The sequence below is a fragment of the Cupriavidus sp. FW305-F7 genome (assembly GCF_058782875.1).
The window spans coordinates 55,288-80,129 of record NZ_JBYSYC010000032.1 but is presented as its reverse complement, the minus strand read 5'-3'; the positions used below and the strand labels follow the sequence as shown (position 1 = coordinate 80,129).

Sequence of the window (24,842 nt, the reverse complement as noted above, 5' to 3'; positions counted from 1 at the left end):
TGCTGCGCAGCACGCGCCATCGCCGCGCGTATTCAGATTCTTCCAGCAAAGCGATGAATTCTTTCGTGCGCCGCGTAATAAGGCAAGCATGACTTGCGCAATGCCGGCAGAATCCGGAAAGTAGGGGGCAAGACTGCCCGCATAGAGGACCTGGCCCATGACCACCGCCCCATTTGCAAGACAAGCACCATCGGCCCGGCTTGCCGCCCGGCGCATCGACGGCCGGCACAGGCCGGCCGTGATCCCGGGCAACGGCTGAGGGGGGCGCATGGCGCTGGTGCTGCTGATCGCGCTGCCCCTGCTGGCCGCGGCGCTGGCGTGGTTGATCGGCATGCGGACCGCGCGCTTGCTGGCGCCTGTCGTCATCGGTTTGCCGCTGGCAGCGCTGGTGCTGCTGCTGAGCCTGCGCGGCGCGGTCTTCGAACCGCCGGGACATGCGCTGGGCTGGCGCGTGGCGTGGCTGCCGCAGCTCGGGCTGGACCTGTCGCTGCGGCTGGATGGCCTGTCGTTCCTGTTTGCGCTGCTGGTGCTGGGCGTGGGCCTGCTGGTGATCCTGTACGCGCGCTACTACCTCGCGCGCAATGAATCCGCGGTGCGCTTCTTCTGCCTGCTGCTGCTGTTCATGGCGGCCATGCTGGGCGTGGTGCTGGCCGGCAACCTGCTGTTGCTGGTGGTGTTCTGGGAGCTGACCAGCATCCTCTCGTTCCTGCTGATCGGCTTCTGGTCATGGCGCACCGATGCGCGCCAGGGCGCGCGCATGGCGCTGGCGGTCACGGGCGGCGGCGGGCTGGCGCTGCTGGCTGGGGTGCTGCTGCTGGGCCATATCTGCGGCAGCTTCGAGCTGTCCGAGGTGCTCGCGCAGGCCGGCAAGGTGCAGCACCACCCGCTATACCTGCCGATGCTGGTGCTGGTCCTGCTGGCGGTCTTCACCAAGTCAGCGCAGTTCCCGTTCAGCTTCTGGCTGCCCCATGCCATGGCAGCGCCCACGCCGGTCTCGGCTTACCTGCACTCGGCCACCATGGTCAAGGCCGGCGTGTTCCTGCTGGCGCGGCTCTATCCGGTGCTGGACGGCACCAACAGCTGGTTCTACCTGGTCAGCATGACGGGGCTGGCCACGCTGATCGTAGGCGCTGGCCTGGCGCTGCTGCAGCGGGACCTGAAAGGGCTGCTGGCTTATTCCACCATCAGCCACCTGGGCCTGATCACGCTGCTGTTCGGGCTCGATACCCAGCTCAGCACGGTGGCGGCCATCTTCCATATCATCAACCACGCGGTGTTCAAGGCGTCGCTGTTCATGGCGGCCGGCATCATCGACCATGAAACCGGCACGCGCGACCTGGACCGCCTGCACGGGCTGGCGCGCTATATGCCGCACACCGCGGTGCTGGCGATCGTGGCATCGCTGTCGATGGCGGGGGTGCCGTTGTTCAACGGCTTCCTCAGCAAGGAAATGTTCTTCGGCGAGACCCTGGCGCAGGGCCTGCTGGGCGACTTCAACTGGGTGATCCCGACCGCGGCGACGCTGGCGGGGGCGCTGACGATGGCCTATTCGCTGCGCTTTATCTACGGCGTGTTCTTCGGCGCCCGGCAGCCCGACGTGCCCCACTACCCGCCGCACGAGCCGCCGCGCTTCATGAAGGTGCCGGTGGAGTTCCTGGTGGTGATCTGCCTGGTGGTCGGTCTGGTGCCGGCCTATACGGTGGGCGACCTGCTGGCGGCGGCTTCGCTGGCCACGCTGCGCGCGCCCCTGCCGGAGTACAGCCTGAACCTGTGGCACGGGGTCAACCTGCCGCTGCTGATGAGCCTGGTGTCGATGGGCGGGGGCGCGGCGCTGTTCTTCCTGCGCCGCGACGCGCTGCGGCGCCTGCAACACGCGATCAGCCACCTGAGCGCGCGCCAGTCATTCGAGCATGGCATGCATGCGCTGGAACGCTTTGCCGCGGCCGTCACGCGCTGGCTGGAGAACGGCTCGCTGCAGACCTATGTCGCCTGGATGCTGCTGGCGCTGCTGGCCGTGCCGGCATACTTCCTGGCTGACCTGGAATGGCTCGGTGGCAGCGTGCCGGCGGGCGCCATCGACCTGATCGGCGCCGCCACGCTGGCGCTGCTCGGGCTGTGCGCGGTGGGCGTGGTGGTGACGCACCGCCAGCGGCTGTTCGCGCTGGTGCTGCTGGGCGGCTGCGGGTTGATGGTGTCGATGGCATTCCTGCGGTTCTCCGCACCGGACCTGGCGCTGACGCAGATCTCGGTGGAGGTGGTGACGATCCTGCTGCTGGTGCTGGCGCTGTTCTACCTGCCGCGCGAGACGCCGGAGCGCGCCGGGGCGGCGCGCCGCGGGCGGGATTTGGTGCTGGCGCTTGGCGGCGGCACCTTGCTGGCGATGGCGGCCTACGCCGTGATGACGCGGCCCTATGACCCGGTGTCTGCCTTCTACATCGACCAGTCCGTGCCGGGCGGCGGCGGGCACAACGTGGTCAACGTGCTGCTGGTGGATTTCCGGGGCTTCGACACCATGGGCGAGATCTGCGTGCTGCTGATCGCAGGGCTGGCGGTGCAGGCGCTGCTCAAGGGCATGCGGCTGGACACGCCGTCGGCAGCGCCCGATGGCCTGCCGTGGACCAGCCAGGCGCATCCGCTGCTGCTGGCCATGCTGGCGCGGCTGATGCTGCCGCTGACGCTGCTGGTGGCGGTCTATATCCTGCTGCGCGGGCACAACCTGCCGGGCGGCGGCTTTGTCGCGGCGCTAATCACCTCGGTGGCGCTGCTGCTGCAGTACGTTGCCAGCGGCGTGCGCTGGACCGAAGCGCGCATTGCGCCGGACTATCGCGCCATTGCCGGCGCGGGCATCCTGCTGGCGGGCCTGACCGGGCTGGGCAGCCTGGCCTTCGGCTATCCGTTCCTGACCACTGCCTTCGGGCATTTCCACATACCTGGCATCGGCGAGGTGGAGCTGGCCACGGCGATGATCTTTGACCTGGGAGTCTTCTGCACTGTGACGGGAACCACGCTGGTGATCGTATCGCACCTGGGTGTGCGCAACCTGCCGCCGGCACAGGCCGCGGAGGACGCCTGATGGCCGCGCTCTACGCCATCACCATCGGCATCCTGGCCGCGGGCGGCATCTACCTGCTGCTGCGCGAGCGCGTCTTCACCGTGGTGCTGGGGCTGACGCTGCTGTCGTATGCGGTCAGCCTGTTCCTGCTGGGCATGGGGCGCCTGTCGATCGGCCGGCCGCCGGTGATCGTGGCGGGCGCCAGCTACGCCGACCCTTTGCCCCAGGCGCTGGTGCTGACCGCCATCGTGATCGCGTTCGGCATGACGGCGTTCGCGGTGGTGCTGGCGCTGCGCTCGCTGGGGCTGACCGGCAGCGACCATGTCGACGCCGCCGGCCAGCCGGAGGGGCGCGATCCCGATGGCGGCAATCAGGAGCCGCGGCCATGAACCACGCCGTGCTGCTGCCCATCCTGATCCCCATGTTTGCCGGTGCGCTGTTGACCGCGATGCCGGCCCAGCGGCTGCGCGCGCAGCGCATCGTCTGCGCCGTGGCCACGCTCTTGCTGGCGCCAGTGGCGGTGCACCTGCTGCGCCAGGCGGCTACCGGCGAGATTGCGGTCTATGCGATGGGCAACTGGTCCGCCCCGTTCGGCATCGTGCTGCAGATGGACCGCACCGGCGCGATGATGCTGGCCCTGACCGTGGTGCTGGCCGTCGCCGCGCTGGCGGCGGCGGGAGAGGGCACCGCCCGGCAGGGCCGGCATTTCCATGCGCTGTTCCAGTTCCAGCTGATGGGCCTGAACGGCGCCTTCCTGGCGGGCGACCTGTTCAACCTGTTCGTCTTCTTCGAGATCCTGCTGATCGCGTCCTATGCACTGCTGGTGCATGGGGCAGGGCGGGCGCGCATCGGCGCCGGGCTGCACTATGTGATCCTGAACCTGGTGGCGTCGTCGTTCTTCCTGGTGGCGGTCGGCGTGCTGTACGGGCTGTCGGGCACGCTGAACATGGCGCACCTCGGCCTGCGCCTGGCCGGCCTGCCGGCCCAGGACCTGCCGCTGGCGGTGGCTGCCGGCGCCATGCTGATGCTGGTCTTTGCGCTGAAGGCGGCGTTGTTCCCGCTGTATTTCTGGCTGCCGCGCGCCTACGCCAGCGCCACCGGCCCGGTTGCAGCGCTGTTTGCCATCATGACCAAGGTCGGCATCTACGCGATGCTGCGTTGCGATGCGCTGATCTTCGGCGGCCCGCAGGGGCTGCTGGGGCCATTCCTGCATGACTGGGTGTTCGTGCTGGCGCTGGTCACGCTGGCGGTCGGCGCGCTGGGCGCGGTCGCTGCCGGCACGCTGCGCGCGATGACCAGCTACCTGGTGGTGACATCGGTCGGGTTGCTGGCCGCCTGCGTATCGATGCAGACGCAAGCCGGCTGGGCCGCGGCGATGTTCTACCTGCTCAGCACCACGCTGTGTACCGCCGCGCTGTTCCTGCTGGCCGACGCGCTGGAGCCGGAGCCGGCGCGCGAGGACGGGCCCCCGGTCAGTGCCTCGCGGCTGGCCGGGCTGCTGTACCTGGTGGGCGTGGTGGCAGCGGTGGGGCTGCCGCCGCTGTCGGGCTTCCTCGGCAAGCTCATGGTCCTGCGCGCGACCCCGGCGCCGTGGGTGCCGGCGCTGTGGCCCGCGGTGCTGGTGTCGGGCCTGCTGCTGCTGATTGCCGTGTCCCGCACCGGCACGCGGCTGCTGTGGCGGCTGCCACATGATGCGGAGCGCGTGCCGGAAGGGGATGAATACCTCGACGAAGACCATCCCGGCGCGGCACGCGTGCGCGTGCGGCCCGACGCGCGCAAGCTGGCCTGCTGCGCACTGCTGCTGGCGGGCAATGTCGCGCTGACGGTATGCGCGCGGCCGGTCAGCGACTATGTGGCCGACGCGGCGGCGCAGCTGCTGGACCGCGCCGCCTATCTCCGGGCAGTGCTGCCCGGGCAGCCGGGGTAAGCCATGCTGCAGCGCCTGCTTCCCCATCCCTGGCTGAGCCTGATCCTGATGATCATGTGGCTGCTGCTGACCAACAGCCTGGCCCCCGGGCACTGGCTGCTGGGGGCACTGCTGGGCTGGGCCATCGGCCGGCTGGCCGACCGCTGGCTGGTGCTGGGCGCGTTCCGCCTGTCGCGGCCCGACCTGATCCTGCGGCTCAGCATCCATGTGCTGTTCGATATCGTGAAAGCCAACGTGGAAGTGGCCATCATGGTGCTGGGCCCCACCGCGCGCCTGCGCCCCGCCTTTATCGTGGTGCCGCTCGATGTCGAGCACGAACTCGCCACCACCGCACTGATCAGCATCGTCTCGCTCAGCCCCGGCACGCTGTGCGCAGAGCTGAGCGATGACCGCCGCGCCTTGCTCGTGCACGTGCTGGACCTGGAGGAAGAGGCCGCGCTGGTCGAGCTCATCAAGTCGCGCTATGAAACCCCGCTCAAGGAGATCTTCCAATGCTTGCCATCGTGATACCGGTCTGCCTGGTGATCCTGGGCCTCGCCTTCCTGCTGACCCTGGCGCGGCTGCTGCGCGGACCCAGCCTGCCGGACCGCATCGTGGCGCTGGACACGCTGAATATCAACGCCATCGCGCTGATCGTGGTGCTCGGCATCAGCCTGGATTCGGCACTGTTCTTCGAGGCCGCGCTGCTGATCGCGGTGATGGGCTTCGTCGGCACCGTGGCGCTGTCCAAGTACCTGCAGCGCGGCGACATCATCGAATACTAGGGAGCGCCAGATGCTGCATCCTGTTGCGGAATTCATCGTGTGCGCGCTGCTGCTGGTGGGCAGCGTGTTCATGCTGGTCGGGGCGATCGGGCTGTTCCGGCTGCCGGACTTCTTCATGCGGCTGCATGGGCCGACCAAGTCGACCACGCTGGGCGTGGGCGGGGTGGTGCTGGCCTCGGTGGCGTACTTCAGCTTCCGGGGCGATGCCAGCCTGCATGAGCTGCTGGTGACCGCCTTCCTGTTCCTGACCGCGCCGATCAGCGCCCACATGCTGGCCAAGGCCGCGCTGCAGCGCCAGCTGCCGGTGGATCCGCGCACGCGCGGCAGCGGCTGGATGCCGCGCATCCGCGATTAGGGCCGCGACGCGCAAACCCGACCAACCCAAAGGAGACCAAGCCATGCCAACCCCGCAAGATCCGCGCCTTGGTGCCTGCTGCTACCTGCTGCACATGCTGCTGCAGCGCACTGAGATGACCCGGCCCGGGTTCCTCGATCAACTCATCCGCGGCGTCACGGCCGACCGGGATGGCATGCCGCAGGACGCGCCAGGCCGCGAGGACGCGCTGCTGGTGTTCGAAGAGACACTGCGCATGCTGACCTCTGCCAGTGACCAGCTGAAGGAAGCCGCCTCCCGGGCATAAGACGTTCTGGCCGCCACGGTTTACTTTCTCCGCAATGTGTCCTACACCCAGTCAGGCGATGCCGGCAACTTCCACGCCAGGGCAGGGGGTTTCATGGACTTGCAACACTCGGACAAAGTCTTCGCGGGCGCGATTCCCGAAGTCTATGAGGCCTTGATGGTGCCGATGATCTTTGCGCCATACGCTGCCGACATGGCTGCCCGCATCGCCGCGCTGCACCCCCGGCGGGTGCTGGAACTGGCCGCCGGCACCGGCGTGCTGACCCGGGAAATCGCCGGGCAGCTGCCGGCCGATACCATGATCGTTGCCACCGACCTCAACGCGCCGATGCTGGCGCGGGCGGAGCAGGCCGGCACCAGCCGCCCGGTGCAGTGGCGCGAGGCCGACGCCATGGCGCTGCCGTTTGCCGATGCCAGCTTCGACATGGTCGCCTGCCAGTTTGGCGTGATGTTCTTCCCGGACAAGGGCCGCGCCTTCGCCGAAGCCCGCCGCGTGCTGGTGCCGGGCGGCACGCTGATCTTCAATGTCTGGGACCGGCTGGAATTCAACGCCTTTGCCCGCGATGTCACCGGGGCACTCGCCACGCTGTTTCCCGACGCGCCGCCCGAGTTCATGGCCCGCGTCCCGCATGGTTACCACAGCCAGGCCACCATCGAGCAGGATCTGCGCCTGGGCGGATTCCAGTCATCCCCGGTCTTTGAAACCGTCGCGGCAACCAGCCGCGCCAGCGCCGCCCGCATCCCGGCGGTGGCATTCTGCCAGGGCACGCCGTTGCGCGCCGACCTGGAGCGGCGCGGGCCGGATGCGCTCGGCCGGGCAACCGACCACTGCGAACAGGCATTCCTGAAGGCTTACGGCGCGGGTCCACTGGCCGTGCCGATGCAGGCGCATGTGGTGATGGTAACGGCGCCCGCCGGGTAAAGCTGCCCCGGCAGTTCGCCGCGGCGCCACCCGGGCGGTGGCCTGGCTGCAGCGGTTGGCTTGAGACAGCATGGATCGTCGGCTACCATCAGCGCGGCGCGGTCCGGATTCCCTGGCGCGCACTGTCGGACGATGACTACGATGCCCCTTGTACGACGCGTGCTCGCGATCGGTCTGCTCTTAGGTTCGCTGTCAGGATGCGATTTCCTGCGCGGCTATGCTGAAGGCGAATCCGCGGTCATGCGGGACTTCAGGGCCGGGGATCGAGCCGACGACCTCGGCGCGGCACGCTTTGTCTTCGATGACTTCGGCGGCCTGAGCACCGATACCCTGGAAACCAATGCGCTGCCGTGGAAGCTGGCAACGACCGCGCTGCTGCTGGCCGGCGGCCCCGGCGTTCCGGTCACCCAGGACGCCTTGCGCCGGGCGCTGCACGAGTTCGGCTTTATCTATCCCGATGCGGTCCGCAACTGGCCGCGCCAGCAACAGCCCAGGTTCGACAAGCCCCTGGGCGTGGTCAGCGGAATGATCGGCCGGGATATCCCGAAGATCCGCCTGGAGGTGTCCAACCTGGGATGTGCATCGTGTCATGCGGGCATCACCTACGGCAAGGACGGGCATCCCACCAACGATGTCTGGCTGGGGCTGCCGAATACCTCGCTCAACCTCGATGCCTTCGTCGCCGCGGTCTATCAGGCGGTCAAGCGGGTGAAATCCGATCCGGAAACGCTCCTCTCAGCCATCCACCAGCTTTACCCCGACACCAGCAAGGAGGAACTGGATACCATCCGGAGATTCGTCTGGCCGCGGCTGGTGAAACGGGTGGCGGAACTCGAAGCCAGCGGTGACGAGCCACTGCCGTTCAGCAACGGCGCGGCTGGCAGCACCAATGGCGTCGCGGCACTCAAGTTCCAGTTTCATCTGCTCTCAGCGGGCACGGCCGCCAGTGGTTCCACCTCGATTCCGGAACTGGGCTACCGCAGGCTGCGCTCATCGCTGCTCTACGACGGCGTCTATACCAGCAAGGGCGCGCCGCGCTTTGCGCCGGTAGCGCCCGGTGCCGCCGATGATGCCGGGCGGCTGGCGCATATCGTGGCCTTCTTCACCGTGCCGACCATGGGAATGCCGCCGGATCGCGCCGGCCGCGCCATTCCGCAGGTGGAAGACGTCATGCGATTCATGGCGGGCTACACGCCGCCGCCGTTTCCGGGCCCGATTGACCGCCCCCGCGCCGCGCGCGGCCGCGCCGTCTTTGATGCCCATTGTGCCCAGTGCCACGGCAGCTACAGCCAGGACACGGAGCGCCCGCGCCTTGTAAGCTTCCCCAACCGGTTGGTGGCACAGGCGGATATCGGTACTGACCCGACGCGCTGGCAAGCGATCGATCCCGGCCTGCTGCAAGCCATCTCGCGCTCCGAGCTGGGCAAGCATATCGACGCGGCAAACACCGGAGGCTATGTCGCGCCCATTCTCTCCGGCGTGTGGGCGACGGCCCCGTACCTTCATAACGGCTCCGTGCCCACGCTCTGGCATCTGATGCATCCGCAGGCGCGGCCCAGGCGCTTCTGGGTCGGCGGTCATGCACTGGACTACGGCAAGCTGGGCATCGCCGGCAAGCTCGATGCGAACGGCACCTGGGCCTATCCGGGCAGCTACCAGCCGTGGTCGAAACCCGTGCTCTACGACACGGCGACAGCGGGGCGCGACAATCGCGGCCATGAACAGGCGTTCTCGACCCTTGCCGAAAGCGACAAGGATGCGCTGCTGGAATTCCTGAAGCTGCTTTAGCCTTGTGCGTTGCCCGGGTCAGACTGAACGGCTTACGATGCCCCCTTCGTCAGCTTGACCCGGCTGAAGGCCCGGCAGTAGCATCAGCTCAGCGCAACCAGGATGGAGCGCAGAAGATGATTGTCGATCTCTCTCATGTGTTCCACGACGGGATGCCTGGCGTCCTCTTCAAGCGCGAAACCGGTGAAGCGGTCGAGTTGACCGCGCATATCCGGCCGTTCATGACGCATGCGCAATCAGGCTGGCACTACGAGGGCAAAGCCTCGTTCGAGATTTCCGAGGTGGCGTTCCAGACATCCGTCGGCACCAAGCTGGATGCGCCCCGTCACCGCTTCGAAGGCGCGGAAGACATTGCTGCCCTCGATCTCAGCCGGCTGGTGCTTGACGGCGTGGTCATCGATGCCCGCCACGCGACCCCCGGGCAACAACTGGCGTGGAATGACCTGCAGTTTCCCGAGCTCCTCGCAGGCCGGGCTGTGTTGGTGAATTTCGACTGGGATCGCCATTGGGGAACGGAGATCTATCGATCGCACCCGTTTGTCTCACGCGACGTGATAGACCGGCTCTGCGATGCGGGCATTTCCATGTTCGGGGTGGATTGCGCGAACGTCGACTCCACCCAGGACCCGGAACGCCCGGCCCATACCCGGTTGCTGGGACGAGGCATCCTGATCGTCGAGAACCTCACCGGACTGTCGCGCTTGCATGGCGTGCCGTTTCGCTTCTTTTCCATCCCCCTGAAGGCGCGAGACGCGGCGGCTTTCCCCGTCCGCGCTTTCGCCGAGGTGCGCGAACACGCATAGCCAGGACCGCGCCCCGGGTAAGGGCCGCAAGCGTCGTTGGTTCAGGATGCTTGCACCAACTCTGCGGCGGGGAGTCTTGCGCTTCGCGGGATGCCCCGGACCGGCACCGGCCCAAAGCGCATGATGTTCACGAGCCGGTTTCCGCGCGGCAAGCGCTGGCTTTCGGCAAGCATGGCGGCATGGCCAGGTGAATCGGCCAGCGCCGACATCGGCACGCCGGCAAAGCCCCTGGCGGTCATGGCCAGCCAGAACCGGTACCAGCGGCGCCCGATGTCAAAGCTCGTGACGTCGGGTGGGGCATGAATCAGGACGATCCGGGCCGCGCTTTTCACTTTTGCGCTTTCCGATGTCAGCAGGCGGGTCAGCGAAAGCGCCGAGAGCAGCCGGACCACACGGGGTCTCAGCGCAATCGACGCACCCCAGGCTTCCCACTGCGACAGTGCCATGCATTCGGCCGAAAGCCCGTCGCGCGGCCAGCCCGGATCGTGCGGTGACAAGCGCAGCCAGTGATGGAGCTCCTCGGCAAACCGTGGGTCATTCAATCCCGCAGCCGCGGCGTCGTCATACCAATTGGCGATTTGCGCCGTGCTGTTCTCGCTCGCCAGCGTGACGAACTCCGCGTGGGCCGCAGCGCATTCGCCCAACGACTTGATCTGCGGCGGGGTCGCACGGAGAAACTTGCCTCGATAGGCGCGGCGTGCGTCCACGAAGGCGTCAAGGGGATCCGGGCTCGCACCTGATGTGATCAGGCCAGATGCGGCCGGGCGCAGGCCCTGGGTAGCGGGCGGGTAGGGCAGGCCGGAGACCTCTGGCTGCGTAAGCCCCAACCCAAGCGTGGACAGCGCGATGGCCATGCCTTCCCAGGCCATGCCCAGGGCGATCTGGTTGTCCCGCCCGGTGGGGTCGCCCACGGCTAGCCATCGAGCAGGGTCTTCAAACAGTTCAACCTTGTCGCCGGCAAAGCGCCAGCGAGCGGGCTGGATATTGTGCGCGCTGGGAGCGCGGCCAGCCTGCGCAACGAGGGTGAGTTGCTGATCGCGCGTAAGCATATCGCTAGATGGCTTTCCTGAAGAGATGCAGTTGATGCAGTACCGTGGCCCCCATCTTCTCCATTTGCTTCAGGCTGGCGCCGTTCGAGTCCGACACCCAGCTGATGCCCAGATGCGAGTATCCGGCACCCCGCATCGCCTTGAGCAGATGGTGCAGCATGACGCCGTTGACGCCGCGGCTGTGGTAGTCCCTGCGCACGGAAAAAAAGATGATCGCCGCACGCTTGCGGCTGGCGCGGAACCTGATCAGATGCCAGAGCGTGGACAGCTTCAGGCGGAAGCCGGTGGCGCGCAGAAACGGATTGAGGTCCGGCACGCACAGCAGTACCCCGATCGGTTCCCCGTTGAAATAAGCGGTATAGGACAGGCGCTCGTCGATGATCCACATCATGCCGGCGCAGGGAAACAGGAATTCCTCCTCCGTCAGCGGCACGAACATCGGGTTGCTGGCAAAGCCATCGTTCAGCACAGCGCATGCTTCCAGCAGGCGCCGGTCAAAGCCGCGCCGCCGGATCGGCTCGAATTGCCAGGCGGGATCATCCAGCAGCGCGCGTTGCTTGCTCCCGATCAACTGCTGCGGATCGTAGCTGCGCACGTCGAGCTCGAACGTGCGCATCGGAAAGAACGGCTCGAAGCCGCATGCCTGGAGCAGCCTGGCAATATGCGGCGGCGTATATTCCTGGTAGGTGTATGGCGGATGCTCGAAGCCCTCGGTGACGATGCCGATCATCTGCGTGATCGTCAGGTTGAAACTGCCAGCTAGTTCGTCACAGCCGTTGTGCTTCACCCAGCCCGCCGCCGCGTCGAGCAGCGCTTGCGCGACCTCCACGTCATCGACGCAGTCGAACATGCCGAAGTAGCCGCGCTTCTGGCCGTATTGCTGATTGAATGCATCATGGATATGGGCCAGGATACGGCCCACGATCCGTCCGTCCCGATGGGCGGTGAACCAGGTGCGGCGCGCAAACTGCCGGAACAGCGGGTTCTTCGCCGGGTCCAGCGCGCGCGCAAGATCCCCCTTCATCGGCGAGACAAAATGGGTATCACGGCCATAGCAGGCGAAGGGCGCCTCGAAGAACGCGTCGAAATCGCCTTCACGCAGCACTGTTGTCATGCGGCCTCCCGCTGCCCGAGATGGCGCGCCAGCCGCAGGATCACCGCCGCGCGCAGCTCGCCGATGGCTGCGTTGGCGCCTTGCGGCAGGTTCAGCAGCACCACCTGCGCGGGCTGGCGCGCGATCAGCAGGGCATGGGTCATTTCGTGGCGCTCGAGCAGGTCTATCAGTTGCTCCGCGGCCTCGACCCGATCGCCTTCCCGGAGCCTGGCCCACGCGCGGGCGTCGCCGATCGACACGGGCTCACGCCGTCTTCCTGCCAGGTCGAACAGCGCGTCCAGGGCGTAATCAGCAAGCTCCGCGTTGCCGAGCACCACATGGTCGGCGGTCTGCGGCAGGCGCCTGAGCGAATGCAGGAAACCCTCTGGCGTATCCAGCCGGGCATGGAGCAGCCAGCGCAAGAAGGCATTGCCATCGCCCGCCAGTGAAACGGCGCGAATGCGGACAAAAATGGCGGTCAGCAGCACCCAGGCGATGGCAACTGGCATGCCGCGCAGGCCAGCTTCGGCGAAGCCCGGGCCGGGCCCGCGCGAAGCCAGCGCCATCACGCTGGCCAGCACGACGGCGAAGAGCAGGGCGGCTGCGATATGCGCGAGCAGCCCGCGCACGACCCGCTGCGATTCCGACAGCTTCAGGAACACATAGACGAATGCCAACGCCCCAAGCGCCCCCAGGCGAACCGGCACATGGCCGAGCTCCTCGCGGAAGTCTGTGGCCGCGAGCGGGACGGCCAGGGCCACGACCACCACCACCGCCCGGGCCAGGCGTTCCTCGTTGTCGGACAGCTCGGCATCGCGCAGCCACAGCAGGAACCAGCCATTGCTTGCCGTGACCACGGCGAAGCACCCAAGGAACGCCAGCAACAGCGGCGTATTGTTCGACAGATCGGTAAAGAGATTGATGACGAAGAACACCACCGATACGCCCAGCGCCAGCAGCTTCAGCCCCAACGGGTGGTGGCGCCGCACCAGGTGCTCGGCAAACAGGGTCATGGCAATGGGCAGCAAGGTTGCCGCCGCAAACACCAGCTGCGCCAGCAGCGTACCGCCAAACAGCCAGGAAAAGCCCCGGACTGCCAGCAGCGCCGTCAGCACCCCGAACAGGAACAGGCCCGTGCCGGCCCCGGCCTCGCGCCGCGACCAAAGGAAATGCAGGTAGAGCCCGCAGCCCACCGCGCCGAGCCAGGTAACGGCCACATCGCTTGCCAGGGCGTCAATCACGCGTCAGCCCTCATCTCGCATCAACCTCGCCATGAAGCGCCGTACCAGCGCGCGCACGGCCCATGCCGTCAGCACATTGCGCGGCGTTTCGACACGCATGCTCCAGGGATTGAAGAAATAGCCGCGCACACCGGCCAGCTGCGGCCGGCCGAGCACCAGCTTGATCGCTTCGAACGCCATCAGATTGCCGGTGGTGATCACCATCGGCGCAAACGACATGCGCTTGCGCTTGCCGGTCAGCAGATCCTTAGCGATGCCAAGCTCCACATGCCGGACGGAACTCGAGTTGACCATCACATATTCCAGTTCCTTGCCCAGGCATTCCTGCCTGACCTCCGCCGTCAGGGACTTCCAGTCCATGCCGGCCGTGGGATAGGCAAGACGCTCCTCGGGCCGGGGATCTTGCGGCCGGACGACCGTGACGGAGGGCAGGGGAGCGGTATAGGCGTCGATAACGGTCGCACCATGCTCCCGCGCCTTGCGATAGAGCGCGATGCCCGCGGCCATGTCATCCATGCCGTTGACCACGATCTTGTATCGGCTAAGCAGTTCATCGAGCTTGTCGGTCCACTCCGCGCCGAAGGTCTCGATGGCAAGTTCCGGGTTGATGCGCCGGATCTGCGCCACGGTGGCCTCGACCTTGTTCACGCCAACGGTATCCAGGCTGGCAAACACCTGGCGGTTCAGATTCGACACGTCGAACGCATCGAAGTCCGCCAGCGCGAAGCCGCCAATGCCCACCCGTGCCAGCGCCTGCAGGCAGGCGCCGCCCATGCCGCCGACACCGCAGATCAGCACCCGTGCACTGCGCAATTGCTGCTGTTCCGCGTCGGTGACGAAGCCGATGTTGCGGGTGGTGAATTCCTCGTATGAAAAGGGTGGAATCATTGGCTTTTCCTTGCGCGCAGGACTCCCATCGGCTCGCGCGGATTCAGCCAGTGGAACAATGGCAGGACGATCCGCCCGACAGCCAGGAACGCAATCTGATAAAGGATGGCGGGCAGGGAGTCCCGAGGCACTTCCCGTAACAGGTATTTCCGTGCGCTGGCCAGGTCCAGGCAGGCGATCTGCAGGAAATCGTCGCCGCGCTGGTAGTCAAGTTCCCGCTGGCAAAGTTCGTTGGCGCGCTCGTCCCGATGCTTCGGCGCCTGGTCGAACGTCTTCTTGAGATTGTCCGAGCCGCCCGTATAGGCATCGGTAATCACGAAGCGCGCTTCGTCAAATCCCGCCGCCCGGTCAACCCCAAAGACATGCCGATGCGATTTCATGATCTCGCGGGCCACGCTCAGGTGTTCAAAGCTGCGCCGCGACGGCTCAAAGGGATTGGGATAGGCCGTGACAAAGACCTCGGCAACCTTGCCAATAATGGCCGGCACCTGGGTCACATTGCTGATCCAGATCGGGCGCAGGCCGCGGCGGAAGAAAAGCAGGATGCAGGTCAGCCCGTACAGCACCCAGGACAGTCCTTGCGTGCGATAGCCCGGATCGACCATCACCAGCCCTAGGTGAATCGCCTCAGCCGGCCGGCCCTTGATCTCGATCGGCATGACCGACAGCGCATTGAACGCAATCGCCTGGCCGCTGTCCCGGTCATAAAGCAGCGTGATCACGGCCCGCCGCAGTCTTTCAGGGTCGCCGGAAAGCACCCCGTAATCGAGATCCTTGCCGATTCCCCGCTGGACGATGCCGCGCATCTCGGCCAGCATGGCTTCGAGCTGCTGCGCGTCCATCCACAGGCCGGGCCGCTCGACGACTCGGATCCGGACGGACCGGCTGGCCTTCAGGCTCAGGTCCAGGTAGCGCAGCCGCTGTCGAAAACGCCCGATGAATTTGAACATGCAGGTTTGGCTGGTGCCTTGTTCTTGTTTGGCCGGACTGGGAGGCAAGTGTGGATTGGAGCATATAACAGCCAGTCTATGGTGTCACGGGTGTGGCCACGGGAAGAAGGCCGACAGCTGGCCAGTTTTGGTAAGGGGGTACGACATTTCTATTTGACTCAAGTACGACATTACTATTTGGGCCTTACAAACGAATTTCGCAGAATGTATATTATGTTAAATTGTTATGGCACATAACAAAAATATCACCAAGCTCCCTGGAGTCGCCCAACGCGTATCTACCGATCCTGATCGAACGTGACGATGGTGCCACGCCCGGCAATGATTGGGCATACGGGTTCATTCAGTGCTCTAGTCCATACTTGTTCCTGCAACCACGGGCGCCATTGATTACCACTCTTCGGTGGCGTGCCGCCGCCCACGTGGGTCGTCTTTGCATTGGGGTATTACGTAGCTACAAACGCGCGCGCCTCATCTTCGGAGCCACCCCCCGCCCAACCCACTCCTCGTTTTCCCCGACTGTCCCAAATTGCAAACAAGTTGTCCCCGCTAGTCAAACTGCTGATAGCCAATCCTAGATACTTCGCCGGTCGCGACAGGACTGTGGCCAGCGTTTGAAAGGAGGGTTTTGTCCCCTGCATGCGTAGCCATGACGCAGTCAAGCGCATCCAGGAAAAGGCTTTTCATGCTCGGGCAAACCACCACGCATTCCCCCATCTCAGCCGGCGCGGCCGGTGCGAGTTCGTCGCGTTCTTACGCCTGGCTCGTCTTTGCGCTGAGCTTTGGCTTGTTGCTGTCGGACTACATGTCCCGGCAGGTGCTCAACGCCGTCTTTCCGCTGCTGAAGGTGGAATGGTCGCTGAGCGACACCGAGCTCGGTGCGCTGGGCGGGATCGTGGCCTTGATGGTTGGCCTGCTGACGTTTCCGCTGTCCATCCTGGCTGACCGCTGGGGCCGGGTCAGGAGCTTGATCCTGATGGCGGCGCTGTGGAGCCTGGCCACGCTGGGCTGCGCGCTGGCCAACAATTTCGGGCAGATGTTCGTGGCGCGGCTGTGCGTGGGGATTGGTGAGGCGGCCTATGGCAGCGTCGGCATTGCCGTGGTGCTTTCGGTGTTTCCGCGCCATCTGCGTGCCAGCCTGAGTTCGGCGTTCATCGCTGGCGGGGCGTTTGGCTCCGTGCTGGGGATGGCGGCGGGGGGTGCCCTGTCCGCTCACTTTGGCTGGCGTTGGGCCTTTGCCGGCATGGCGATCTTCGGGCTTGTGCTGGTCGGGTTCTATCGTCTCTTCATTACCGAGCCGCGCCTGCAGGCGCAACGCCGTGCGCTGGGCGAGGAATCGGACAGTGCCGCTCGGCGCGAGAGCGTCTCACTGCGCCCGCTGCTGTCTGCCCTCTTTTCGGCGCGTTCGATCCTCTGCGCGTATGTGGGCAGTGCGCTGCAGTTGCTGGTCATGGGCGCCCTGCTCACCTGGATGCCGAGCTTCCTGGCGCGCTACTACGGCATGGCGACGGACCGTGCCGGCGTGACCGCCGCGGCATTCGTACTGGCGGGTGGCGCAGGGATGGTCCTGTGCGGCGCGCTGACGGACTGGGCGGCTCGCCACGCCCCCGGGCGCAAGTGGCTGATGGCCGTGGCCTACAGCGTGACCTGCTGCGCGCTGCTGCTCACTGCGTTCCACCTGCCCGCCGGCACCGCGCAACTGGTGCTGATCGGTGCCGGCATGCTGTTTGTCGGTGGCACGGCCGGCCCGGCCAGTGCCGCGGTTGCAAACCTGACCCATCCGGCCATCCATGCCACCGCCTTTGCCACGCTCACGCTGGCAAACAACCTGTTGGGCCTGGCGCCCGGACCCTTTGTCACTGGCCTGATCGCCGACCGCATTGGCCTGCTCGGCGCCCTTCAACTGATCCCGCTGGCAGGCGTGCTTGCCGCGCTGTGCTTCCTGGTGGGGCGCCGCACCTACATGGCCGACCTGCTTCGCCTGGAAAACCAGCGTGAGGCAGACCCGAACAAGGCCTGATCTTCTGACTGATTACCTGGACGACTGATGAACTTTCCCGCTGATACCACCTTCCTGATGGTTCCCGGCCTGCGCGATCACGTGGCGGAACACTGGCAGACCCTGCTCCAGGCCGAGCTGCCGAACGCCCGTTCGGTGGCGCCGCTGGAGCACGACAAGCTCAGCCGTGATGCCCGCGTGACCGCGCTGGACGCTGCCCTGGCCGATATCGACGGCCCGGTGGTGCTGGTGGCGCATAGCGCCGGCGTGATGATCACCGTGCATTGGGCCGCGCAGCACCACCGCAAGATCCGCGGCGCGCTGCTGGCCACGCCTGCTGATCTTGAAACGCCGATGCCGGCCGGCTATCCGGACCACGCCACGCTGGCCGGGAACGGCTGGCTGCCCGTGCCCCGGGCACAACTGCCCTTCCCCAGCCTCCTCGCCGCCAGCCGCAACGATCCGCTGGCCAGCTATGAGCGCGCCGCGCAGATGGCCAGCGACTGGGGCAGCCGCCTGGTCGACCTCGGCGAAGTCGGCCACCTGAACCCGGCGGCCGGATATGGCCCGTGGCCGCGCGCGACCGAGTTGCTGGAAAAGCTGCTGCGCGCCAACTGAGCGGCAATAGCCTTCGCGTAGCGCAACGCCGCCACAGAGATTGCAGTACCCGTAGTACTCACAGAGACGGATTCATCCGCATCGCAACCAAAGGAAAAGAGGAGAAATACCAATGATGCTCAGGAGCATGGCCGCGGCCGCGCTGCTCGCCTGTTCGGGGGGCGCCTTCGCCCAGTCGAACGTTACGCTGTACGGCGTGGCGGACATCAATGTGGAGTATGCCAATCACGTCGGCGCGGTCCCGACTGCCGCCAACCAGTTCAACCGCGGCCCGGCCAACGACGTCTACCGCATGAACTCCGGCGGCGTCTCCGGCTCGCGCTGGGGCCTTCGCGGCAGCGAGGACCTCGGTGGCGGACTGCAGGCGCTGTTCGTGCTGGAAAGCGGCTTCAACGTCGACAGCGGCACCTCGCAGCAAAGCGGCAGGCTGTTCGGGCGCCAGGCGTACGTGGGCGTGCAGAAGCCCGGCATCGGCATGGTCAGCCTGGGCCGCCAGTACACGTCGATGTTCGAGGCACTGGCCAATTTCTCGCCCACGGCCTATGCCACGCAATACGAACCGGTGGTGCTGCAGTCTGGCCCGAACTTCCGTGAGGACAACACGGTCAAGTACACCGGCAAGTTCGGCCCGGTCACGGCGCTGGCGCACTGGTCGTTTGGCACGGGCCTGGCCTTGCCGGCCACCGTGGGCATCGCCACGCCGATCGGTGGCAACGGCGAGGTCCCCGGCCAGTTCCGGCGCGATACCGCCTATGGCGCCGCGGTTGCGTACCAGGGCGGCCCGTTTGGCGTGACCGCTGGCTACGATCAGTGGAACCCGACCATCGGCACCAGCAATGGCACTGCCAAGAAGGCCGTGGTGGGCGCCAGCTACAGCATCGGGCCGGCCAAGATCATGGGCGGCTACCGCTGGGGCCAGAACAAGAACGCGGCGGATGTCGTGATCCAGCGTGATGACTTCTACTGGATCGGCGCCAACTACCAGGTCACGTCAGCCATTGGCCTGACGCTGGAATACAACTACGACGACGTCAAGAGCCTGTTCGGCAATACCAACGTCGCCAATCCCTGGCAGATCGCTTTCGTGGCGAACTATGCGTTCTCCAAGCGCACCGACGTCTACCTGACGACCGCCTACGCCAAGAACGCCGGCCTGATGATGGAATCGCTGGCAACGGTCTACGCCAACAGCCTGTCGCTGGGCAACAGCTACGCGCTGGGCAATGGCCAGAGCAATATGTTCGGAGCCGCCGTCGGCATTCGCCACAAGTTCTGACCAGGCGATCCGGTCATCGGATCGACACCGGGCAATATGCTCGTTTGCGGCCGCCCGGGGGATTCCCCGCGCGGCCGTTCTTTTTCGTTTCGAGGAGCAAGAAAAAGCCGCGGACGTGCCGCGGCTTGAGTAAGGGTCTAGCGGCGCAGGAAGGCGCCGACGACGCGCGCGGTGTTCTCCGCGCCGGTCACGAGGAAGAGATGCCCGTCGTCGAGTACGTGCAATTCCGCATTGGGGATGCGGGCGGCGAGGATCCTGGCATTGACCAGCGGCACGATGGGATCGTCGGCGCCGTGCATCACCAGCGTGGGCTGCCTGACCGCGCCCAGCCACGGCAGGCTGCTCCAGCCCCAGGCCGCCAGCAGCTGGTAGAGGTAGCCACGTCCCCGTGGCGGTTGCATGTGCCGTCCATGTTCGTCGAGCAGTGCAGGATCGTCGCGGAAGGCGCCGCCGTAGAGGTCGGCGCCAACGCGTCGCAGGTACTCCGGATCGCTGTAGCGGCGCACGCCGATCATCTTCGACAGCACCGACAGCCTGCCCGGCACCATGAGCACGCCGGGCGACGTTGCCGCCAGCACCAGGCGGCGGCAACGCTGCGGATAGAGCCGCGCGAATTCCTGCGCGAGCGCACCACCCCACGACACGCCGAGCGTATCGACCTGGCCCGCATAGCCAAGGTGCGACAGCAGCCTGTCGGCAAGCACGCAAAGGTTGGAGAAGCGGTAAGGCATCAGCGGCGCGGGGGAGCCGCCGGCGCCGGGAACGTCGAAGATGATGACTTCCACGCCCACCAGCGCATCGACGAAGGGCTCGATCAGTTCGAGGTTGGCGCCAATGCCGTTGAAGATGAGCAGCGGCGGACCCGCGCCGCTGCCGGGCCGGATGCCGACCCTGAGTTGCTGCCCGTCCAGATCTACAGTCTGGACCTGCATGTGGCCGGCCCTGATGCCGGCATTGCTTATTGTCATCAAGCTGTCCTGGAGTCGTTGGCGCTAAGGCACGGCCACGATCGCTGCGATCGCGGCCGTGCACCCCGGTGCTTACTGCCTGGGTCGCAGGATGCCCTTCACTTCCTCGACGTTCTCGGCGATGCGCCGGCCTACTGCGGCAATGCTGTCGGCCTGGGTCTTGTACACGGTGTCGGTCAGGCCGCGCAGGCCGTTCACGGCCTTGTGCAGCGAGCGCGGCAGCACTTCAGAGACCTTGGCCGCCTGGCCGTCGGCATCCTTGCCGCCACGGGCCAGCGCCTGCAGGTCGGCGGCGGTCTCGCAGAGGTATTCGCCCTGCTGGCGCACCAGCGACTGCAGGCCGGCCAGCAGCGCGATATTCACGCCGGCCAGGGCCTCGATGTCCTTGCGGCGCGATTCTAGGATAGCCGCCGGGTCCAGGCGGTTCTGCTTGACGAAGTCAAACAGCTTCTTGTGCGGGGCGGTGTGTGCGGACGACGTGCCCGCGGTGTTGGTCGATTCCATCTTTATTTCTCCTGACAGGTTGGGTTGCAGAAAACGATGGCCCCGTGGGGCCGGTGGACTACGCTTCAGACACGTAAAGGCCAGGGGCCTCGCCGCAAGGCGCGTATTGCAGGCTGCCGGGGCTGGCCGGTGCGTTGCACTTCGGCCCGGAGCGCTTCTTCAGCCACTGGCTCCAGTGCTGCCACCACGAGTCCTGGGTGGCCGTGGCGCCTTTCAGCCAGGTCTCCGGGTCCGCCTCGGTGGCGTCGTTGCGGAAGAACTTCGCCTTGGGGTTGCCGGGCGGGTTGATCAGGCTCTGGACATGCCCGCTGGAGCTGAGCACGAACTCCGTGCGTCCGCCAAAGGCGCGCACCGAGCGGTACACGGCCTTCCACGGCGTGATGTGGTCGGTCATGCCGGCCAGCACGTATTTGTCGCACTGGACTTCGGACAGGTCGATGGCGTGGCCCAGCACGCGCAGCGTGCGCGGCGTGGCCAGCTGGTTCAGTGTGAGCATGTCGAGGAACTGGCCATGCAGGCCGGCCGGCAGCCGCGTGGTGTCGTTGTTCCAGTAGAGGACATCGAAGGCCGGCGGCGCATTGCCCAGCAGGTAGTTGTTGACCCAGTAGTTCCACACCAGGTCATTGGGGCGCAACCAGGCAAAGACCCGACCCAGCTCCTCGCCGTCGAGCACGCCGCGCGCCTGGCTGCCCTGCCGGGCGGCCGTGACGGCTTCGGGCGTGCTGAACAGGCCAAGCTGGGACTGGGCATCCAGCCCGAACACCGACACCATCAGCGTGGCCGCATGCACCAGCTTCTCGCCGCTCGCGGCGCAGTAGCCCATCAGCGCCGACATCGTCATGGCGCCCGAGCAGGCGCCGTGCAGGTTCACGTCAGGGCTGCCGGTGATGTCGCGGATGGCGTGGATGGCTTCGACCAGCGCACGGACATAGGTATCCATGTCCCAGTCGCGATGCGCTGCCGTGGGGTTGCGCCAGCTCACGATGAATACCTGCAGTTCCTGGGCCAGCAGGTACTCCACCATGCTCTTGCCCTGCGCCAGGTCGAACACGTAGAACTTGTTGACCTGCGGCGGCACGATGAGCTGCGGCCGCGCGTGCACCTTCTCGGTGGACGGCGTGTACTGGATCAGTTCCAGCACATCGTTGCGGAACACCACCACGCCCGGCGTGGTGGCCAGGTTCTTGCCAACACTGAACGCTTCCTTGTCCACCTGGGCGGGCATGCCGCGGTTGGTCAGGGTGTCGGTGACCAGGTTGGTCAACCCGCTGATCAGGTTCATGCCGCCTGACTCCACAGTTTTCCTGAGCGCTGCCGGGTTGCCCAGCAGCGTGTTGGTCGGTGCCAGCGCATCGGCAACCAGCGAGGTGAAGTACTCCGCGCGGTGCTTGCTGCGCTCGTCCATGACCGAGCGCCGGACAAAGCCGCTGATGAAATTGCGCCAGGTCTCGTAGCCCTGCAGCGACATGCGGTACAGCGGGTTGTCCTGCCAGACCGGGTCGCCAAAGCGCCGGTCGCGCGCCGACGGCAACGGGGCCGAGCCGTCCAGCACGCTGACCAGGTCCTGCGCCAGCTGCGCCTGCTGCTCAAGCACCAGCACCGGCTCCTGCAGGCACTGCGCGCCGATCTGCTGCGCAGTGCTGACCAGGTCTTCCAGGCGCAGGCCCACGAAGGGGTTGGGGCCGGCCATCATGTCCGGCATGCGTTCGATGGACGCCACCGCGGTGGCCGCGCTCACGGCTGCAGCCTGATCCGCACTATCGTCCCTATCGACCTTGGCGCTATCGATCTTGGCCATAACGACCTTCGCCCTGCCGGCCCTGCCGCCCTTGCTGCCCTGCTCTCTCGTACTGCTGACCCTCGTCATCCTGCGTCTCCCGCCTTATTCCTTGCTACTACTGTCTTGCTCATTGCTTCAGGCGACCAGCAGCGCCAGGGCTTCCGCCACCAGCGCGGGCTTGGCCTCGCCTTCGATCTCGATCGTGTTTTCCGTGCGCAGCAGCACGCGGCCGCCGCCCTTGTTGTCTGCAGCCAACAGGCTGACGCGATTGCGCACGCGCGAGCCCGCCTTCACCGGCGCCAGGAAGCGCGTCTTTTCCAGTCCGTAGTTGACTGCGGCGCTGGCATCGGCCGGGATCACGCCCATCTCTTGCATTTGGCCTGCCACCAGCGACAGCGTCAGGTAGCCGTGGGCGATGGTGCCGCCGAACGGACTTTCCTTGCCGGCACGCTCCACGTCAACGTGGATCCACTGCTTATCGTTGGTGCATTGCGCGAATGCGTCGATGCGCGCCTGGTCCACTTCCACCCAGTCGGACACGCCCAGTTCCTTGCCGACGAACGCGTTGAGCGTCGCCATGCGGTAGTTCTCGATTGCCATACGGCCTCCTACATTGATTGATCTTTTTGCCCGTGCCGCGTTGCGCCACAGTTTGGGTTTCAAAACCGGGATTCGTCCAGGTTCAGGAAACCGTCCTCGCCCGACGCACCGGTAATGGCCGCTTCCAGCGCCGCGGCGCGCGGCAGGATCTGCTTGGCGAAGAACTCAGCGGTGGCGATCTTGGCGGCGTAGAACGCTTCGTCCTCGCTGCGCTTGTGCGTCGCCACGACCAGCGCGCGCGCCATCTGCCAGCCCGTCAGCACGATGCCGGCCAGCTTGAGGTAGGCCACGCTTGCGCCAAACACCGCGTTCGGCTCCTTGGCCGCGTTCTCCAGCACAAAGTCGACGGCCCGGCCCAGCGCCATGCGCGCGTAGCCGAGTTGCACGAACATGGCGCTGCATGCCGCATCCGCGCCGCTACCGGCGCAGTCCCTGAGCGCATCGATGGTCTGGTCGACTTCGGCCAGGATGGCGCGCGCGGCCAGGCCGCCATCGCGGACGGTCTTGCGGCCCACCAAGTCGTTGGCCTGGATGGCGGTAGTGCCCTCGTAGATCGGCAGGATGCGGGCGTCGCGGAAATGCTGGGCGGCACCGGTCTCCTCGATAAAGCCCATGCCGCCGTGCACCTGCACGCCCAGGCTGGTCACGTCCAGCGACATCTCCGTGCTCCAGCCCTTGATGACGGGCACCAGGAACTCGTAGGCTGACTTGAACTGCGCCCGCGTATAGGCATCCGGTGCGTGGTGGGCAAGATCCGAGTACGCAGCCGCCACCAGCGACAGTGCTCGCGCGCCTTCAGTCAGCGCGCGCATCTCGGTCAGCATGCGGCGCACGTCGGGATGATGGATGATGGCCACCGCCTCGCGCGACGAGCCATCGACCGGGCGGCTTTGCACGCGATCCTTCGCATAGGCCACCGCCTGCTGGTAGGCACGGTCGGAGATGGCAATACCCTGCACGCCCACGCCGAAGCGCGCTGCGTTCATCATCACGAACATGTACTCCAGGCCGCGGTTCTCCTCGCCGACCAGGTAACCGATGGCACCGCCATGGTCGCCAAACTGCAGCACCGCGGTCGGGCTGGCCTTGATGCCGAGCTTGTGTTCGATCGACACGCACTGCACGTCATTGCGCGCCCCCAGCGAGCCGTCGTCGTTGACCAGGAACTTCGGCACCACGAACAGCGAGATGCCCTTCACGCCCTCGGGCGCGCCCGGCGTGCGCGCCAGCACCAGGTGGACGATGTTGTCCGCCATGTCGTGCTCGCCGTAGGTGATGAAGATCTTGGTGCCAAAGACCTTGTAGCTGCCGTCAGCCTGCGGCTCGGCGCGCGTGCGCAGCAGCGCCAGGTCGGAACCGGCCTGGGGCTCGGTCAGGTTCATGGTGCCGGTCCACTCGCCGGCGATCAGGCGCGGCAGGAAGCGCTGCTTCAGCTCGTCGGAGCCAGCGGTGAGCAGCGCTTCGATCGCGCCGTCGGTCAGCATGGCGCACAGCGCGAACGACAGGTTGGCCGCGTTCATCATTTCCATGCACGGCGTGCCGACCAGCTTGGGCAGGCCCTGGCCACCAAACTCGACCGGGTGCACGATGCCCTGCCAGCCGCCCTCGCCAAACTGGCGGAACGCTTCCGCGAAGCCGGGGGTGGTCCTGACTTCGCCGTCATGCCAGCTGCTGGGTTGCTTGTCGCCGGCAACGTTGAGGGGGGCGATCACCTCGCCGTGGAACTTTGCGGCTTCGCCGATCACGGCTTCGACGGTGTCGGGGGTGGCGTCTTCATAGCCAGGCAGGCTGGCAATCTTTGTCAGTCCGGCCAGTTCACGGATGACGAACAGGATGTCTTTGGTAGGTGCGGTGTAGCTCATTCTCGGCCTCTGTGCCATGTTCACAGCGCCGGCATCCGATTCACTAACCGGTGGCACTGCAACGTTATGTGCCGATCGTAGTAGCGGCACGCACAAAGGCTGATACCCAAACCTGCCC

23 protein-coding genes are annotated in these 24,842 nt (G+C 66.2%); 13 read left to right on the top strand and 10 right to left on the bottom strand.

Annotated elements, in window-relative coordinates:
- The first annotated feature begins 268 nt into the window (after nt 1-268).
- From AC3WL8_RS26450 to AC3WL8_RS26405, 10 genes are all read left to right on the top strand, one after another.
- A complete protein-coding gene (locus AC3WL8_RS26450) occupies nt 269-3,073 on the top strand; it encodes a monovalent cation/H+ antiporter subunit A (protein WP_013956832.1) in 2,805 nt (934 codons plus the stop codon).
- The gene (locus AC3WL8_RS26445; RefSeq protein ID WP_013956831.1) at nt 3,073-3,441 is read left to right on the top strand and encodes a Na+/H+ antiporter subunit C; all 369 of its coding nucleotides are present in this window, start codon (nt 3,073-3,075) and stop codon (nt 3,439-3,441) included. The genes AC3WL8_RS26450 and AC3WL8_RS26445 overlap by 1 nt, the downstream gene beginning before the upstream one ends.
- Nucleotides 3,438-4,979, top strand: coding sequence for a monovalent cation/H+ antiporter subunit D (locus tag AC3WL8_RS26440; RefSeq protein WP_153956260.1), 1,542 nt, complete (start codon nt 3,438-3,440; stop codon nt 4,977-4,979). Before AC3WL8_RS26445 ends, AC3WL8_RS26440 begins: the two co-directional genes overlap by 4 nt.
- A 3-nt stretch (nt 4,980-4,982) precedes the next feature.
- Nucleotides 4,983-5,486 (top strand): Na+/H+ antiporter subunit E, encoded by a 504-nt coding sequence (locus AC3WL8_RS26435; RefSeq protein ID WP_010812079.1) that lies wholly within the window; start codon nt 4,983-4,985, stop codon nt 5,484-5,486.
- A complete protein-coding gene (locus AC3WL8_RS26430) occupies nt 5,471-5,743 on the top strand; it encodes a K+/H+ antiporter subunit F (protein WP_013956829.1) in 273 nt (90 codons plus the stop codon). Before AC3WL8_RS26435 ends, AC3WL8_RS26430 begins: the two co-directional genes overlap by 16 nt.
- A 10-nt stretch (nt 5,744-5,753) precedes the next feature.
- Nucleotides 5,754-6,098, top strand: coding sequence for a Na+/H+ antiporter subunit G (locus AC3WL8_RS26425; RefSeq protein WP_013956828.1), 345 nt, complete (start codon nt 5,754-5,756; stop codon nt 6,096-6,098).
- 43 nt (nt 6,099-6,141) lie between these two features.
- Nucleotides 6,142-6,384, top strand: a complete 243-nt coding sequence (locus AC3WL8_RS26420) for a hypothetical protein (protein ID WP_492379095.1) — start codon at nt 6,142-6,144, stop codon at nt 6,382-6,384.
- A 93-nt stretch (nt 6,385-6,477) separates the two neighbouring features.
- Entirely contained in the window at nt 6,478-7,305 is an 828-nt protein-coding gene (locus AC3WL8_RS26415) for a class I SAM-dependent methyltransferase (RefSeq protein ID WP_492379094.1), read from the top strand.
- Between the two features lie 141 nt (nt 7,306-7,446).
- Nucleotides 7,447-9,093, top strand: a complete 1,647-nt coding sequence (locus AC3WL8_RS26410; RefSeq protein WP_211979749.1) for a c-type cytochrome — start codon at nt 7,447-7,449, stop codon at nt 9,091-9,093.
- A gap of 116 nt (nt 9,094-9,209) precedes the next feature.
- Nucleotides 9,210-9,896: a cyclase family protein gene (locus AC3WL8_RS26405; protein WP_492379093.1), complete on the top strand. Its 687-nt coding sequence runs from the start codon at nt 9,210-9,212 to the stop codon at nt 9,894-9,896.
- 41 nt (nt 9,897-9,937) lie between these two features.
- Here AC3WL8_RS26405 and AC3WL8_RS26400 read toward each other — a convergent pair whose 3' ends face one another.
- The 5 genes from AC3WL8_RS26400 to AC3WL8_RS26380 are packed head-to-tail and all read right to left on the bottom strand — an operon-like array spanning nt 9,938 to nt 15,117.
- Nucleotides 9,938-10,945 carry a nitroreductase family protein gene (locus AC3WL8_RS26400; protein WP_492379092.1) on the bottom strand — a complete coding sequence of 336 codons (1,008 nt, stop codon included), beginning with the start codon at nt 10,943-10,945 and terminating at the stop codon, nt 9,938-9,940.
- A 4-nt stretch (nt 10,946-10,949) separates the two neighbouring features.
- On the bottom strand, nt 10,950-12,059 hold the full coding sequence (locus AC3WL8_RS26395; protein WP_013956822.1) for a GNAT family N-acetyltransferase: 1,110 nt from the start codon (nt 12,057-12,059) through the stop codon (nt 10,950-10,952).
- Nucleotides 12,056-13,279 (bottom strand): hypothetical protein, encoded by a 1,224-nt coding sequence (locus AC3WL8_RS26390; RefSeq protein ID WP_492379091.1) that lies wholly within the window; start codon nt 13,277-13,279, stop codon nt 12,056-12,058. Before AC3WL8_RS26390 ends, AC3WL8_RS26395 begins: the two co-directional genes overlap by 4 nt.
- A 3-nt stretch (nt 13,280-13,282) precedes the next feature.
- Nucleotides 13,283-14,167, bottom strand: a complete 885-nt coding sequence (locus AC3WL8_RS26385) for a HesA/MoeB/ThiF family protein (protein ID WP_153956266.1) — start codon at nt 14,165-14,167, stop codon at nt 13,283-13,285.
- Nucleotides 14,164-15,117, bottom strand: a complete 954-nt coding sequence (locus AC3WL8_RS26380; protein ID WP_153956267.1) for a hypothetical protein — start codon at nt 15,115-15,117, stop codon at nt 14,164-14,166. Before AC3WL8_RS26380 ends, AC3WL8_RS26385 begins: the two co-directional genes overlap by 4 nt.
- Before the next feature lie 685 nt (nt 15,118-15,802).
- On the opposite strand from AC3WL8_RS26380, the gene AC3WL8_RS26375 reads away from it, so the two are divergent.
- The 3 genes from AC3WL8_RS26375 to AC3WL8_RS26365 all read left to right on the top strand — a co-directional run bounded on the left by AC3WL8_RS26375 (nt 15,803) and on the right by AC3WL8_RS26365 (nt 19,010).
- Nucleotides 15,803-17,137 carry an MFS transporter gene (locus AC3WL8_RS26375; RefSeq protein ID WP_153955805.1) on the top strand — a complete coding sequence of 445 codons (1,335 nt, stop codon included), beginning with the start codon at nt 15,803-15,805 and terminating at the stop codon, nt 17,135-17,137.
- Nucleotides 17,138-17,164: 27 nt separating this feature from the next.
- The gene (locus AC3WL8_RS26370; protein WP_153955804.1) at nt 17,165-17,734 is read left to right on the top strand and encodes an RBBP9/YdeN family alpha/beta hydrolase; all 570 of its coding nucleotides are present in this window, start codon (nt 17,165-17,167) and stop codon (nt 17,732-17,734) included.
- 112 nt (nt 17,735-17,846) lie between these two features.
- On the top strand, nt 17,847-19,010 hold the full coding sequence (locus AC3WL8_RS26365; RefSeq protein WP_492379090.1) for a porin: 1,164 nt from the start codon (nt 17,847-17,849) through the stop codon (nt 19,008-19,010).
- Between the two features lie 137 nt (nt 19,011-19,147).
- Here the strand turns inward: AC3WL8_RS26365 and phaZ are convergent, their stop codons facing one another.
- The 5 genes from phaZ to AC3WL8_RS26340 form a co-directional block, all read right to left on the bottom strand.
- Nucleotides 19,148-19,978, bottom strand: coding sequence for a poly(3-hydroxyalkanoate) depolymerase (phaZ, locus tag AC3WL8_RS26360; protein WP_153955802.1), 831 nt, complete (start codon nt 19,976-19,978; stop codon nt 19,148-19,150).
- A 72-nt stretch (nt 19,979-20,050) separates the two neighbouring features.
- Nucleotides 20,051-20,482, bottom strand: coding sequence for a phasin family protein (locus AC3WL8_RS26355; protein WP_153955801.1), 432 nt, complete (start codon nt 20,480-20,482; stop codon nt 20,051-20,053).
- Between the two features lie 58 nt (nt 20,483-20,540).
- The gene (locus tag AC3WL8_RS26350) at nt 20,541-22,184 is read right to left on the bottom strand and encodes an alpha/beta fold hydrolase (protein WP_477147888.1); all 1,644 of its coding nucleotides are present in this window, start codon (nt 22,182-22,184) and stop codon (nt 20,541-20,543) included.
- Between the two features lie 213 nt (nt 22,185-22,397).
- Entirely contained in the window at nt 22,398-22,862 is a 465-nt protein-coding gene (locus AC3WL8_RS26345) for a MaoC family dehydratase (protein ID WP_013956812.1), read from the bottom strand.
- A gap of 59 nt (nt 22,863-22,921) precedes the next feature.
- Entirely contained in the window at nt 22,922-24,724 is a 1,803-nt protein-coding gene (locus AC3WL8_RS26340) for an acyl-CoA dehydrogenase (protein WP_013956811.1), read from the bottom strand.
- Between the last annotated feature and the right edge of the window lie 118 nt (nt 24,725-24,842).

Excerpts from the sequence above, each read along its gene's own strand:
- AC3WL8_RS26415 (WP_492379094.1), top strand. The coding sequence starts at position 6,478 with ATGGACTTGCAACACTCGGACAAAGTCTTCGCGGGCGCGATTCCCGAA.
- AC3WL8_RS26380 (WP_153956267.1), bottom strand. The coding sequence starts at position 15,117 with ATGTTCAAATTCATCGGGCGTTTTCGACAGCGGCTGCGCTACCTGGAC.
- AC3WL8_RS26395 (WP_013956822.1), bottom strand. The coding sequence starts at position 12,059 with ATGACAACAGTGCTGCGTGAAGGCGATTTCGACGCGTTCTTCGAGGCG.
- AC3WL8_RS26420 (WP_492379095.1), top strand. The coding sequence starts at position 6,142 with ATGCCAACCCCGCAAGATCCGCGCCTTGGTGCCTGCTGCTACCTGCTG.
- AC3WL8_RS26430 (WP_013956829.1), top strand. The coding sequence starts at position 5,471 with ATGCTTGCCATCGTGATACCGGTCTGCCTGGTGATCCTGGGCCTCGCC.
- AC3WL8_RS26425 (WP_013956828.1), top strand. The coding sequence starts at position 5,754 with ATGCTGCATCCTGTTGCGGAATTCATCGTGTGCGCGCTGCTGCTGGTG.
- AC3WL8_RS26440 (WP_153956260.1), top strand. The coding sequence starts at position 3,438 with ATGAACCACGCCGTGCTGCTGCCCATCCTGATCCCCATGTTTGCCGGT.
- AC3WL8_RS26365 (WP_492379090.1), top strand. The coding sequence starts at position 17,847 with ATGATGCTCAGGAGCATGGCCGCGGCCGCGCTGCTCGCCTGTTCGGGG.
- AC3WL8_RS26405 (WP_492379093.1), top strand. The coding sequence starts at position 9,210 with ATGATTGTCGATCTCTCTCATGTGTTCCACGACGGGATGCCTGGCGTC.
- AC3WL8_RS26400 (WP_492379092.1), bottom strand. The coding sequence starts at position 10,945 with ATGCTTACGCGCGATCAGCAACTCACCCTCGTTGCGCAGGCTGGCCGC.
- phaZ (WP_153955802.1), bottom strand. The coding sequence starts at position 19,978 with ATGACAATAAGCAATGCCGGCATCAGGGCCGGCCACATGCAGGTCCAG.
- AC3WL8_RS26355 (WP_153955801.1), bottom strand. The coding sequence starts at position 20,482 with ATGGAATCGACCAACACCGCGGGCACGTCGTCCGCACACACCGCCCCG.
- AC3WL8_RS26340 (WP_013956811.1), bottom strand. The coding sequence starts at position 24,724 with ATGAGCTACACCGCACCTACCAAAGACATCCTGTTCGTCATCCGTGAA.
- AC3WL8_RS26370 (WP_153955804.1), top strand. The coding sequence starts at position 17,165 with ATGAACTTTCCCGCTGATACCACCTTCCTGATGGTTCCCGGCCTGCGC.
- AC3WL8_RS26445 (WP_013956831.1), top strand. The coding sequence starts at position 3,073 with ATGGCCGCGCTCTACGCCATCACCATCGGCATCCTGGCCGCGGGCGGC.
- AC3WL8_RS26345 (WP_013956812.1), bottom strand. The coding sequence starts at position 22,862 with ATGGCAATCGAGAACTACCGCATGGCGACGCTCAACGCGTTCGTCGGC.
- AC3WL8_RS26350 (WP_477147888.1), bottom strand. The coding sequence starts at position 22,184 with ATGCCGGACATGATGGCCGGCCCCAACCCCTTCGTGGGCCTGCGCCTG.
- AC3WL8_RS26410 (WP_211979749.1), top strand. The coding sequence starts at position 7,447 with ATGCCCCTTGTACGACGCGTGCTCGCGATCGGTCTGCTCTTAGGTTCG.
- AC3WL8_RS26450 (WP_013956832.1), top strand. The coding sequence starts at position 269 with ATGGCGCTGGTGCTGCTGATCGCGCTGCCCCTGCTGGCCGCGGCGCTG.
- AC3WL8_RS26375 (WP_153955805.1), top strand. The coding sequence starts at position 15,803 with ATGCTCGGGCAAACCACCACGCATTCCCCCATCTCAGCCGGCGCGGCC.
- AC3WL8_RS26385 (WP_153956266.1), bottom strand. The coding sequence starts at position 14,167 with ATGATTCCACCCTTTTCATACGAGGAATTCACCACCCGCAACATCGGC.
- AC3WL8_RS26435 (WP_010812079.1), top strand. The coding sequence starts at position 4,983 with ATGCTGCAGCGCCTGCTTCCCCATCCCTGGCTGAGCCTGATCCTGATG.